The organism is Saccharopolyspora sp. NPDC000359 (assembly GCF_040300525.1).
Lineage (GTDB): Bacteria > Actinomycetota > Actinomycetes > Mycobacteriales > Pseudonocardiaceae > Saccharopolyspora.
Genome location: NZ_JBEPDU010000007.1, coordinates 66,112 through 78,454 on the forward strand (window position 1 = coordinate 66,112; position 12,343 = coordinate 78,454).

At 65.6% G+C, this 12,343-nt stretch carries 11 protein-coding genes; 5 read left to right on the plus strand and 6 right to left on the minus strand.

Annotated elements, in window-relative coordinates:
* Positions 1-3: 3 nt before the first annotated feature.
* The 4 genes from ABT324_RS07195 (at position 4) to ABT324_RS07210 (ending at position 7,281) form a co-directional block, all read left to right on the plus strand.
* On the plus strand, positions 4-1,728 hold the full coding sequence (locus ABT324_RS07195) for a ribonuclease J (RefSeq protein WP_351173045.1): 1,725 nt from the start codon (positions 4-6) through the stop codon (positions 1,726-1,728).
* 231 nt (positions 1,729-1,959) lie between these two features.
* On the plus strand, positions 1,960-2,199 hold the full coding sequence (locus ABT324_RS07200) for a hypothetical protein (RefSeq protein ID WP_351173048.1): 240 nt from the start codon (positions 1,960-1,962) through the stop codon (positions 2,197-2,199).
* Positions 2,200-2,395: 196 nt separating this feature from the next.
* Positions 2,396-5,941 carry a DEAD/DEAH box helicase family protein gene (locus tag ABT324_RS07205; protein ID WP_351173050.1) on the plus strand — a complete coding sequence of 1,182 codons (3,546 nt, stop codon included), beginning with the start codon at positions 2,396-2,398 and terminating at the stop codon, positions 5,939-5,941.
* Complete coding sequence (locus ABT324_RS07210; protein ID WP_351173053.1) at positions 5,938-7,281, plus strand: restriction endonuclease subunit S; 1,344 nt, start codon at positions 5,938-5,940, stop codon at positions 7,279-7,281. Before ABT324_RS07205 ends, ABT324_RS07210 begins: the two co-directional genes overlap by 4 nt.
* 58 nt (positions 7,282-7,339) lie before the next feature.
* Here ABT324_RS07210 and ABT324_RS07215 read toward each other — a convergent pair whose 3' ends face one another.
* Both ABT324_RS07215 and ABT324_RS07220 read right to left on the minus strand, forming a co-directional pair.
* The gene (locus tag ABT324_RS07215; protein ID WP_351173056.1) at positions 7,340-7,534 is read right to left on the minus strand and encodes a DUF397 domain-containing protein; all 195 of its coding nucleotides are present in this window, start codon (positions 7,532-7,534) and stop codon (positions 7,340-7,342) included.
* A 15-nt stretch (positions 7,535-7,549) separates the two neighbouring features.
* Positions 7,550-8,410, minus strand: coding sequence for a helix-turn-helix domain-containing protein (locus ABT324_RS07220; RefSeq protein WP_351173059.1), 861 nt, complete (start codon positions 8,408-8,410; stop codon positions 7,550-7,552).
* A gap of 325 nt (positions 8,411-8,735) precedes the next feature.
* Here ABT324_RS07220 and ABT324_RS07225 point away from each other — a divergent pair, with 325 nt between their 5' ends.
* Positions 8,736-8,984 (plus strand): hypothetical protein, encoded by a 249-nt coding sequence (locus ABT324_RS07225; RefSeq protein WP_351173062.1) that lies wholly within the window; start codon positions 8,736-8,738, stop codon positions 8,982-8,984.
* Positions 8,985-9,143: 159 nt separating this feature from the next.
* On the opposite strand, the gene ABT324_RS07230 is transcribed toward ABT324_RS07225, so the two are convergent.
* The 4 genes from ABT324_RS07230 to ABT324_RS07245 all read right to left on the minus strand — a co-directional run bounded on the left by ABT324_RS07230 (position 9,144) and on the right by ABT324_RS07245 (position 12,199).
* Positions 9,144-9,974: an ESX secretion-associated protein EspG gene (locus ABT324_RS07230; RefSeq protein WP_351173065.1), complete on the minus strand. Its 831-nt coding sequence runs from the start codon at positions 9,972-9,974 to the stop codon at positions 9,144-9,146.
* Positions 9,971-11,011, minus strand: coding sequence for a hypothetical protein (locus ABT324_RS07235; RefSeq protein ID WP_351173068.1), 1,041 nt, complete (start codon positions 11,009-11,011; stop codon positions 9,971-9,973). The genes ABT324_RS07230 and ABT324_RS07235 overlap by 4 nt, the downstream gene beginning before the upstream one ends.
* 273 nt (positions 11,012-11,284) lie before the next feature.
* Positions 11,285-11,842 carry a DUF3558 domain-containing protein gene (locus ABT324_RS07240; RefSeq protein WP_351173071.1) on the minus strand — a complete coding sequence of 186 codons (558 nt, stop codon included), beginning with the start codon at positions 11,840-11,842 and terminating at the stop codon, positions 11,285-11,287.
* A gap of 30 nt (positions 11,843-11,872) precedes the next feature.
* Positions 11,873-12,199, minus strand: coding sequence for a hypothetical protein (locus ABT324_RS07245; RefSeq protein WP_351173074.1), 327 nt, complete (start codon positions 12,197-12,199; stop codon positions 11,873-11,875).
* Positions 12,200-12,343 lie beyond the last annotated feature (144 nt).

A 12,343-nucleotide genomic window follows, 5' to 3' on the forward strand; every position in this document is an offset into this window, starting at 1 on the left:
GCGTTGAGCGCACAGGCGACAGCCACCGAGTACCACCCGGTGACGCCGATTTCTTCGGCCCCACCGCCCCCGCTGGCAGAGGGTGGGCTGCGCGTCGTTGCGCTCGGCGGCATCGGCGAGGTCGGCCGCAACATGACCGTCTTCGAGTTCGGCGGGCGGCTGCTGATCGTCGACTGCGGCGTGCTGTTCCCCGAGGACGACGCGCCTGGCGTCGACCTGATCCTGCCGGACTTCGCAGCGATCGAGAACCGGCTGGACGACATCGACGCCCTGGTGCTCACGCACGGCCACGAGGACCACATCGGCGCGGTGCCGTTCCTGCTGCGGCTGCGCCCGGACCTGCCGGTGGTGGGGTCGAAGTTCACCCTCGCGTTGCTGGCCGCGAAGTGCCGGGAGCACCGGCTGAACCCGGTGCTGATCGAGGTCTCCGAGGGGCAGCACAGCCAGCACGGTGCGTTCGACCTGGAGTTCTTCGCGGTCAACCACTCCATCCCGGACGCGTTGGCGGTGGCCATCCGCACCCCTGCCGGGGTGGCGCTGCACACCGGTGACATCAAGCTGGACCAGCTGCCGCTGGACGGTCGGCTGACCGACCTGGCCGGGTTCTCCCGGCTCGGCGACGAGGGCGTGGACCTGTTCCTGGTGGACTCCACCAACGCCGAGGTGCCGGGTTTCGTCACCCCCGAGCGCGAGATCGGGCCGGTGCTGGACCGGGTGATCGGCAAGGCGACGCAGCGGGTGATCGTGGCCTGCTTCGCCAGCCACGTGCACCGCGTGCAGCAGGTCCTGGAGGTCGCCGAGGCGTACGGCCGCAAGGTGTGCTTCGTCGGGCGCTCCATGGTGCGCAACATGGGCATCGCGGCGGACCTGGGCATGCTGCAGGTGCCGGACGGGTTGCTGGTCGACCTCGACACCGCGCTGGAGATGCCCGAGCACGAGGTGGCGTTCGTCTCGACCGGTTCGCAGGGCGAGCCGCTGTCCGCGCTGTCCCGGATGGCGCGCGGCGAGCACAAGCAGATCCGCATCCGCTCCGGTGACACGGTGGTGCTGGCCAGCTCGCTGATCCCCGGCAACGAGACCGCGGTGTTCGGCGTGGTCAACGGCCTGGTGCGGCTGGGTGCGCAGGTGGTGCACCAGGGGCACGCGAAGGTGCACGTGTCCGGCCACGCCTCGGCTGGTGAGCTTTTGTACCTCTACAACGCGGTGCGGCCCAGCAACGTGATGCCGGTGCACGGCGAGTGGCGGCACCTGCGGGCGAACGCCGAGCTCGCGCGGCTGACCGGGGTGCCCGCGGACCGCGTGGTGATCGCCGAGGACGGCGTGGTGGTCGACCTGCTCGACGGGATCGCCAGCATCGCCGGTCGCGTGGAGGTCGGCCACGTCTACGTCGACGGCCTGTCCGTGGGTGACGTGGGGGAGTCGACGCTGTCCGACCGCTTGGTGCTGGGCGAGGGTGGGTTCATCGCGATCACCGTGGCGGTGGAGGCCGCGACGGGGCGTGCCGTGTCGTCGCCGACGATCTCCGGCCGCGGCTTCTCCGACGACCCGAAGGCGCTGGACGACGTGGTGCCGCTGGTGGAGATGGAGCTGGCGCGCACCGAGGCGGAGGGCATCACCGACACGCACCGGATCGCGCAGGCGGTGCGCCGGGTGGTCGGCCGGTGGGTGGCCGAGACCTACCGCCGCCGACCGATGATCGTGCCCAACGTGCTCCCGGTCGGTTCCTGATCCCGATCACCCGTCCGAGGGGCGTATTCGGGCGGTAGATCCGATTCCTCCGATTACTCCGTGTTGTGCTGATCTCCACCGTGTGGTCTGTGGATCACGTTGGTGGGACACGGCAGGCCGTGGTGAAGATCCGCTGCCAGGGTGGGTGACGCCGGTTCGGGAGGGGCCCACCCCGACGTGGGACCGAAGTGGACCGGCGGAACCGCCAACTCGGAGGATTGGGGTCTTCAAGTGCGTACTTCCACTCGACTTCTCGGTGCTGCGGCCGCGACGGCAGCCCTGCTGGCGATCGGTTCCCCGGCCTTCGCCGACAGCTCCGACAACGACGGCATCAACCTGCTGAACGACAACAACGTCAGCGTGCTGCCGGTCCAGCTGTGCGGCAACAACGTGGGCGTCCTGGCCCTGGTGGCCCCGATCGGCTCCCCGCAGGTCAACTACTGCGTGAACGCCCCGATCTGGGAAGGCTGACCAGCCACCGCACGTAGCAGAAGGGCCGACCTCCGCCGGAGGTCGGCCCTTCTGCTGTGTGTAGCCCGGTACGGGGGCGGTGTCCGAGTTCGGCGTAGATCCTTGTACGCTGTGTGATCGAACTGCTACGTTGTCCTGTTCTCGTTCACTTGACTGGGGAAGGAACGCGATGGCCCGGGCGGATCACCGAGTTGAGATGGCTGAACTGGTTGCCAGTTCAAAGAATTTCGATTTGCTGAGCGAGATCGATCCGTTGCTGGGGTACTTGGGGGCCAGCGCCGAACGGCATTTGTTCGCCGAACCGTCCCTGGCGGGAGTGCGGGCGCGGCAGTTTGGGGAGGTGATCGCAAAGACTGCGTGTGCGCGACTCGGAATCAAACCCCAAGGCAAGACTTTTAACCAGTTGATCGGCAGGCTGGATGCCGAAGGCGCCATGGACAACGCCATGGTGCAGATGCTGCGCACCACCCAGCGAGTCGGCAACCAGGCCGCGCACGAGTACTACGTCGAGAGCGGCCAAGCGCTGGACGCTATCCGGGCCTGCTTCTACCTGGCCGGATGGCGATACGAGACCGAGACGGGCGACCGCATTCCGCGGGCGTTCTTCCCGCCGCCGCGTCCGGCCGTCATGCCGGAGCCGACGTCAGCGGCCGATCGCGCGGCCAAGGCCGAGATCAACGCCAAAATCAGTGAGTACGAGCGAGAACTCGTCGAACTGCGCATGGAGTTGAGTAAAGCGCAGGAGTCGTTGTTCGACGCCAAGGCAGCACGCGCCCAGATCGAGTCGGAGCTGGCACAGTTCCAGGCGGAACAGGAAAGGTGGCGGCAACGTGAAGCCGAGCTCACCGGGCTGATCAAGCAGCTGGAGGATGAGCGGGAAGCCCTTGCCGCCAGGAGTGTTTCCGCGCAGGAGCGCGAGGACTTCCTGCGGCGATCGCGCCGGGCTTGCCGACCGCCGTTGACCGAGTCGCAGGTGCGGGAGGAGCTGGACAAGACGTTGCGGGCTGCCGGGTGGTCGGTGCAGGACAGCGGTGAGCTGGACCTGACGAAGCTGGGTGTGGCGCGACGCGAGGCCCACACCGAGGCTGGCTATGCCGACTACCTGCTCTACGTTGACAAGATGCCGGTCGGCGTGATCGAAGCCAAGCGCGAAGGCGAAGACCTGACCAAAGCACAGGCACAGGCCGCGAAGTATGCGGCGGGTCTGACGGAAAACCTGAAGAAGCGGGCCTGGCTCGAGGGTGTGCTGCCGTTCCAGTACGTCACCGACGGAAACGAAACCAGGTTTCTCAACCAGCTCGACCCGAAACCACGGAGCAGGCGGGTTTTCGCAGTTCACCAGCCGGAGACCATTCGAGCTTGGATGCGCCAGGCCGACGACGACCCCGCCAACCCGACGTTGCGGGCGCAGTTGCAGCGGCTGCCGGAGGTGCCGCTGGACGAGTCGAGGCTTCGAGACGCGCAAACCAAGGCCATCAAGGGGCTGGAAAAGTCGTGGGCGCGCAACGATCCCCGGGCGTTGATCCAGATGGCCACCGGCGCGGGCAAGACCTACACGGCGGCGAGCTTCTCCTACCGTTTCCTGGAACATGCCAAGGGAAAGCGGATTCTGTTCCTGGTGGACCGGACAACGCTGGGGGACCAGGCGGAGACCGAGTTCAGAACGTTCACCACGCCCGATACCGGGCGGAAGTTCCACGAACAGTTCAATGTGGGCTGGTTGACTGGATCGACGGTGCTGGGTTCCAGCCACGTCGTGGTGTCCACGATCCAGCGGATGTGGCTGAAGCTGACCGGGCAGCAGGTACCCGAGGGCAAATCGGGGGATGACGAGGAGTTCGAGAAGCGCCTGGACGGCCCGGCCGAGGTGAGCTACAACTCAGACATCCCGCCGGAGACGTTCGACCTGATCGTGATCGACGAGTGTCACCGGTCGATCTATGGGCGCTGGCGTGCGGTGCTGGAGTACTTCGATGCCTATCTCGTCGGGCTCACCGCGACTCCGGTGCCGGAGACCTTCGGGTTTTTCGAGCGGAACCTGGTCAGCGAGTACACGTTTGACCGGTCGGTGGTCGACGGGGTCAACGTGCCGTTCGAGATCTACAAGATCCGGACCAAGATCGGCGAGCAGGGCGCCACGATCACGGCAGGCACCACGGTTCCGGTTCGCGATACGAAGACGCGCCGGGAGCGGATGGAGGATCTGGACGACGACTACATCTACAGCGGTAAGCAGGAAGGCAAGACGACCATTTCGAAGGGTCGCCTGCGCACGGTGATCCAGGAGTTCCGCGACAAACTGTTCACGCACATCTTCCCCCCGGTGGCGGGCCGGGAACGCGAGTATGTGCCCAAGACGCTGATCTTCGCTCGTTCCGACGAGCATGCCGAGGAAATCGTCCAGACGGTGCGTAGCGTGTTCGGCGAGGGCGACGAGTTCTGCCAGAAGATCACATACTTGGCGAAGAGCCCGGGGGAGCGGTTGAAGGCGTTCCGCAACTCGCGCCTGCCGCGGATCGCGGTGACCGTGGACATGATTTCCACCGGCACCGACGTGAAGGCGCTGGAATGCGTGTTCTTCCTGCGTGAGCCGGGCACGTGGTCGCTGTTCGAGCAGATGAAGGGCCGGGGCGCGCGCACGATCGATCCGGCGGACCTGACGCGGGTGACTCCGGATGCGGTGGATAAGACGCACTTCGTGATCGTCGATGCGGTGGGCGTGACCGATTCGGCCCGGCCGGAGACCCGGCCGTTGGAGCGGTTCAGCGAGCGGAAGATCAGCCTGGAGAAGCTGCTGCAGAAGGCCGGTGGCCTGACGCTGGACACCGATGAGGTGGCCACGCTGGCCGCCCGGCTGTCGAAGCTGAACCAGCAGCTGGCGGACGACGAGAAGCAGGAACTGGCGGAGCTGGGCGGCCAGCCGCTGCTGGACATCGCGCGCGGGCTGCACGATGCGGTCGATCCGGACCGGCGTGCGGAGGTGTGGGAGCAGGCGACCGCAGCGGCCGGTGGTGATGAGGAAGCTGGCGAGAAGGCGGTGCGGCAGCTGGAGGAGAACGCGATCCTGCCGCTCGCGGGCAAGCCGGAGCTGCGGGAGCGGATCCTGCAGGTCCGCCGGGCGCACGACATGGTGATCGACGAGGTGAGCGCTGACGAGATCCTGGTCAGCAAAGGACTGACCGCGGAGGAACGTGCCCAGCAGGTCGTCGATTCGTTCCGTGACTACCTGAACACGCACTCCAGCGAGATCGCGGCGTTCGAGATCGCGTTCCGGGAACGGCGCAACCCGCGCGAGGTGTTCGCGAGGCTGAAGGCGCTGGCCAAGCAGCTGGAGAAGCCGCCGATGCGCTGGACGGCGTCGGCGCTGCTGGACGCCTACGACAAGCTCGGCAAGGCTGCGGCCCGCAATGGTTCGGACGCCGGTGTCGCCGATTTCATCGGCATTCTGCGCCACGAACTGGGCCTGGACGATGAGGTGCGGCCGTACCGGAGCATCGTCGAGGAGCGCTACGCGGGCTGGTTGGCCCGGCAGGAGCAGCAGGGCCGCACGTTCAACGCCGACCAGCGGTGGTGGTTGGACCAGGTGGTGGTGACCATCGCCAGCAACGTGGCCTTCGAGCCCGCAGACCTCAACGACGTACCATTCAACAGCCGGGGCGGCAGCCTCGGCTTCGCCAAAGCCTTCGGCCATGACCAGGCGAAAGCGATCCTCGAAGACCTGAACCGGGAGCTGAGCGCGTGACCGACCTACCCACCGGCTGGGCCTGGACAACCTTGGGGGAAATTTGCGAGCAGCGTTACGGTAAAGCGCTCCCGGCTGATCGTCGGGGCGATTCATTTGACATTCCTGTAGTTGGCTCTGCGGGTGTGATGTCGTCGACGACGAGTCCGCTAGTTTCTGAGCCATGCATCATTGTTGGGAGGAAGGGGAATGCTGGAGCGGTTCAAGTATTTGAAGTGCCGACATGGCCTATCGATACGGTCTTCTATCTCCCGGTCCCTCGGTGTCTTGACATAAATTTTCTTGCATATCAGATCGCGGCTGCCAATCTTGGTCAATACAGTAGCTCCACTGCGACTCCAAGTTTACGGCGTGAAGATCTTACTTCCTTGAAGTTGGCCATAGCGCCATTGGAGGAGCAGCGCCGCATTGTTGCCGCCCTCGAAGACCACCTGTCCCGCGTGGAGGCAGGTGTTGAATCTGTTCGGCGTGGGTGGCAGCGCGTTGACGCGCTGATTAGGCAGGTTCTTCGTGAGGCGATCCCTATACCTGGGCCGGAACACTGGCGTCGAGCCGCGGTTAGTGAAGCTGGTTCGGTGGAGCTTGGCCGACAGCGGCACCCGGACTGGCATAGTGGTCCGAATATGCGCCCGTACTTGCGTGTAGCGAATGTTTTCGAGGGCCGGATCGACACCTCCGATGTTATGGAAATGGATTTCCCTCCGGATGTCTTCGAGAAGTTCCGGCTGGCCGAAGGTGATATTCTTCTGAATGAAGGGCAGTCGCCTGAGCTCCTTGGGCGTCCCGCGATGTACCGAGGCGAGCTGGGGGAGGTTGCGTTCACGAACAGTCTCCTTCGGTTCAGAAGTAATTCAAATGTCGATCCGGAATGGGCGCTTCTAGTGTTTCGTCGCCATATGCGATCGCGTCGGTACCTGCGTGATATGCGTATTACGACAAACATTGCTCATCTATCTGCTGGGCGATTCAAGAAGGTGGAGTTTCCTATTCCGCCGATGTCGGAGCAGAAGAAGATTGTTCAGCAGGTGCACGGACAGCTCGCTGCTGTTGACAGATTGGCGGCTGACCTGAAGAAGACCGCGCGGCAAGCGAACCATCTGCGACAGTCTCTTCTTCGGGAGGCGTTTTCTGGTCGGTTGGTGGAGCAGGATCCGAGGGATGAGCCTGCTTCTGCTTTGCTTGAGCGTATTTGGGCTGCGCGGGCGAATGCTCCGAAGGTGAGACGGAGACGGAAGAAGCAGGTCAAAGCTGCTGAGCCGGTGCGGGAGATTCCGGCTGATCGGCCGTTGCCGGAGCAGATGGGAAAGGGGACGCAGGAGGCGTTCGACTTGGGGCTGTGAGGTCGTGAGTGCGTAACAGTGTTCTAGCCCTGTTTCGCACTCACGACCCCATGCCGGATCAGCTGTTCTTAACCTGGGTCAGGAAGCCCGCCCAGGCGGCGCTGTTGAAGACGAGTGTGCCGCCGTCGCGGTCCTTGGTGTCGCGGACGCCGACGACGCCCGGAACCATCGCCACCTCGACGCAAGCGTCCTGCGTCGCGCTGTAGCTGCTCTTGAACCACGTCGCATCCGGCAGGACAGGTCGATCGATCATGGTGCGACCTCGCGTTCACTCCGAGTATTGCTTACGCACCGATCGTATGACGTTGAGGGACTTCTTCGGGGAGAGCGCAGCTGCTTGAAGTTGGTTCCACAACCTTGCGTACGTCGCTACGGCGTCCTTGTCATCCAGGTAGCGGGCGTCATCGAGGCATTCGACGTAGACGAACTCCAGGTCGGCTGCGATGCCGTTGGACGGGATGCGCAGCATTGTGAAATCGAAGGCCATCGCGCCGCCCGGTGCCTCGGCGTCGAACGGGAGCACTTGGAGATTCACGTTCTGCTGCAGGGCAATCTCTGACAGCCAGTCAAGTTGTTCCTGCATGACGTCGACCCCGCCGACCCGTCGGCGCAGGCACGACTCGGAGAGGATGAACGCTGCCGCCGCGGGCTTCTCGCGGGTGAGGACGCCCTGCCGTTCCCGCCTGGCCTCGACGTTGGCGTCGATGTCCTCGCTTTCGCGGCGTGCTGAGGCGGTGTCCATGGCGCGGATGTACGCCTCCGTCTGCAAGAGTCCCGGGATGATCTCGGCCTTCACCTGGCGAAGGTCTTCAGCATCGGCCTCCAGGTCGACGTACATGCGGAACCATTCTGGGAACACCGCGCGGTAGCCGCTCCAGCGGCCTCGGCTGCTGCGCGTGCGCGCAAGCTCGAACATCCACTGCGCGTCAGCTGGGTCGACGTCGTAGAACTCCAGCAGGAGTTTCAGGTCTCCCTTGCTGATTCCGCCTTGGCCGAGCTCCAGGCGGCTGATCTTGCCGATGCCACAGTCCAGGGCCTCGGCGGCTTCGGCCTGCTCATGGCCGGCTTTCTGGCGGAGATGGCGTAGTTCGTTGCCGAGTTGAAGCCGCCGCACGGTGGGTGTTGCCATCGATCGCCTCCGGTTCGGATCTGTTATCCGTAAGTTTTCCGCATTCTGCGCCTGCAGGAACATCACCCGATTCGGCAGTTACATAATCTGCGATCGCAGGTTTAAGTTAGCATCACGATCAACCAAGAGATCGGATCGCGAAAATGACTTCACTTTTTGATCCGCAGTCTGTGGTGTTGTTCCTGCTCATGGGGTTGGTGGCGGTTCTGCCGTGGGTGGTGGTCGTGCGGGAGCTGCCGACCGTGCGGATGTGGCTTGCTCGGTGCCGGAATCGCCGTGCGATGCGGGAGATACGGCGGCAGGCGGCGGCTTCGGGAGGCCAGCGGTGACCGGGGCCGACGAGGTGCAGCGGCATTTCTGGTTGCCGACGCCGGATGCTGGTGCGGGCGCGTTCGTCCGGCACGCCTTCCGCGGGCGTCGTTGGGAAGGTCAGCCCAGCGAAGAGACCGTGTGCGGCAAGCAGGTCGCCATGGCCAAGCCGAGCGAGGTGGACTGGTGTAGTGCGCCGACCTGCTTGGACTGCAACGGGGTTCTCGTCAACGAGCAGCGCGGCAGTCCGCCTGCGAGCTCCTGAAGACCCGGTTCGATGCTGATGCCCCCCGACCCGGCATCGAACCGCGCGGCCGGTTGGCGCGATGCCGCCCCTCCCCGGTGCGTCAACCGGCCGCACCCAAGAAAACCGTGAGCACTTCCTGGTGCTAACGGCACCAGGAAGTGCTCACGGGCGTGGGACTCAAAGCCGCGCGGCTGGTCTTGTCAGGACCTTGACCATCTCGTCGATGGTGGAGTTGAGCTTGCGGCTGTCGGCCGGGGCGAGGGTGTACCACTCGCGGCCGTCGCGGCCGGGTTTGCGCTGGGCCAGGTAGCAGCCCGCTTCGGTCGCGAAGAACTGGAGGTTGAACTGCAGCGTGTGCATCCGGCGCACCTTCTGGTCGTACGCGCGGACGGTGAACAGCCCCTCCAGGGTCCGCTTCGCGGAGAACGCCTGCGCCAGGACCTTGGCGTCGTTGCCGCGAATCCCGTTGGCGGCCAGCGCGGCCCCGAAGTTCGTGTCGCCGCCGCTCATGCGCTTGCCAGCTCGGTCCAGCTGCTCGTAAGGCACCGACACCGAAGCGCCTTCCCCGGCGGAGATCCGGCCGAGCAGGTTCACGGCGTTGCCCGCGGGGCCACCGTGCTCGTGGCGCTTGATGCGGATCTCCCGCAGCTGGCTCTGCGGTTCACCATCGGGCTGGTAGGCCTGGATCGTGCTGCGGCCGTGCTCCACCAGGACGGCGTTGAAGCTCTCGCCGTCGCGGGAGTTCACCGCGAGCCCGACCGCCAGCGGTGGCCGGGCCAGTAGGTGGATGGCGTCTTCGAGGAACGGGTGGAGGCCGTCCGCGTCGAGCAGGCCCTGCTGGGTCAGCTCCTGTTGCCCGCGCGCCGCCGCCTCGCGGCGATCGGAGTCGGTGGCTTCCACCGGCAGCCAGCCAACCCGCAGCAGCGGGTGCAACTGCACGTCGAACTTGGTGCAGAGGTAAGTCGCCGCCGTGGGGGAAAGGCTGAGTTCACGCCCTGCCACGATCACCGGCCCCCGTTGGACCAGTCACCGAAGACCGGCGGCGCGACCTTCTCCATGTCGTTGGTGAACACGTCGTCGTCCTCGGTCAACCAGCCGGGGCGCTCGTGCTCCTGGTCCTCCTCGCCCTGCTTGCCGCGGCCAGCGCCACCGGCGCCGCCCATGCCGCCAGCCGCACCGCGGCCACCGGCACCCGCGGCGGTGGAGCCGCCAGCACCCGGACCAGAACCCGAGCCCATGCCGCCGAGGCCACCGGCACCGGCACGACCCCCGCCGCCGAGCTGCCCGGTACCTCCGGCACCGACGCCGCGACTCATGCCGCCAGCGTTGCCCGTGCCACCGCGGGTACCACCGGGGCCGCCGTTCGGCGACGGAGCCCAGCGACCGTTGTAGGGGTTCTGCCGCTCCCACGCACCGGTCTGCGGGTTCTGCCGGTAGAGCGTCCCGTCCGGGCCGCGCTGGACGCCGGGAGGAAGACCCTGCCCCTGCCCGGGCGAGGGCATCGGGTTGGCCCACACCGCGTTCGTCCCGGCCGGGGGAGCCGACGGGGTCGGCGTGTACGACGGCGTCGGGGTCGGCGACCCGGCCCACGCGGACGAAGTGCCCGACGGGGCGGACGGGATCCCGCTGCCGCTGGTGTAACCGGAGGGGGTGTTGGAGTATCCGCTGGGAGTGCTCGGGTACGGCGTCGAGTTCTGCGGCGGCGGAGGCGGCGGCTGGTCAGCAGGCTTGAACTCCGGCATCTGCGCGATGGCGGCTTCGGTCTGCGACCGGTACTGCGTCATCGCGTCGTTGGCCTGCTGGTTGGTCTCGGCGAAGGCCTGCTGGCGGTCTTCGTAGTCGCTCATCCAGCCGGTGATCGGGTTGGAGTCCAACCCCCAGTCCTCGACCCACCCCTTCTCCGGCGGGTCGAGGATGGCCTCCTTGCCACTCGGCAGCGTCTCGCCCTGAGCGGGCAGCGCGGTGAAGGTCTGCCGCTGGTTGGCATCCTGCAGCTCTACGGCCTTGCGGATGCCCTGCGAAGTGCCAGCCGCAGCCTCGGCCATCGGCATAACTTCGGCGATCGAGGCGTTAGCAGCCTCCGCAGCCTTACCTTCGTGCGCGGCCTCGGCCTTGCGTAGCGATGTCTCGACCCGGCCAACGAGTTCTTGGAAGCTGTCGGCGACTTCACCCCACTGTCGTGCACCGTCTCCCGTCGGAGCAGGCAGCGCAGTAGCGTCGGGCGCCCCGCCCATCTGGGTTCGGTACTCCTTCGCCGCGCTGAGGTAGCACGGCTCCATGCTTAAGCTCGGCGTGGACATTCTTATCCCCCAATATTCTTATTTCGCGGCGGGAAGAGCAGACACGGCCGCCTCGAGCGCCTGCTGCGCGAGGCCGCACGGGTCCTTGGTCTTGTCGAAGAAATCTACTTGCGAACTCAAGACCTGGTCGTTCTTGGTGGCGAGGAAGATGGCGCAGCCGCCCATCTGCTTCGGGTCGGTTCGGTTCGCACGGACGGCCGGGTGACCAGCGATGGTCAGCTCTGCGAAGTCCGCGTACTGCGACCGGTTGTCCAGATAGGAAGACAGGGAGCGGTTCGGGATCGCCGACAAGCCCAGGCGGTCACGGTCGTCCGGTGAGCTCCATGAGCAGACCCGGTTGGAGGAGTCTTCAACCTCTCGCCCCTGTGGCTTGAGTCCAAGGTTCGCCGCGGTACCTTCCGGAAGGATGTCGCAGGGCGGGATCGCGGCGGCGTCTTTCGGGTCGTTGATCTGCGGTCCGGACGACGCCTGAGTGGTCTGTGGAGACCCCTCCTCGGGATCTGGTGCTTGGCTTCCGCATGCCGCCAGGAGGGCGGTCATGGCCAGGCTTGCGCCGAGAACGGCACCGCGTTTCAACACGTCACTCCTCGCGATCAACAAAGACTTTCACGCCTGCGGGTTGGCTCGAAGCTGGTCGACGCTGGCAGCTTCGTCCAGCGCGCCGTACTCCCTGAGCGTTGCTTCGTACCCCTCGATCTTCACCTTAAGCTTGTCAGCAAGCGCCTGGGCGAAGGTCTCCAGCGAGCCCGCGTCTCCTACGGCTCGCTTCTGGATCTCATCCTTGAAAGCCTGCGTGGCTCGATCGCCAGCGGTGAGTTCTCCAGCGTCGATGTTCCTGGCTTTCAGGATCATGTCCAGGACCTGCTCGTGCGCACCCCGCAGATCGTCCACCGCGGCCTGGAGCGCATCGGGATTTACCCGGAACCCACTCACGTCAATATCCCCCTTCTTGTGACGCCTTCGGTGTTGCCGATCCATTCTCTGTAATCACCGCGCGTGACTACAGCAGATCGGACCGGGTAACACTATGGCGCTGGTCACCTTATCGCGGCTCCCACGGTGTCCCCGAGTTCACCC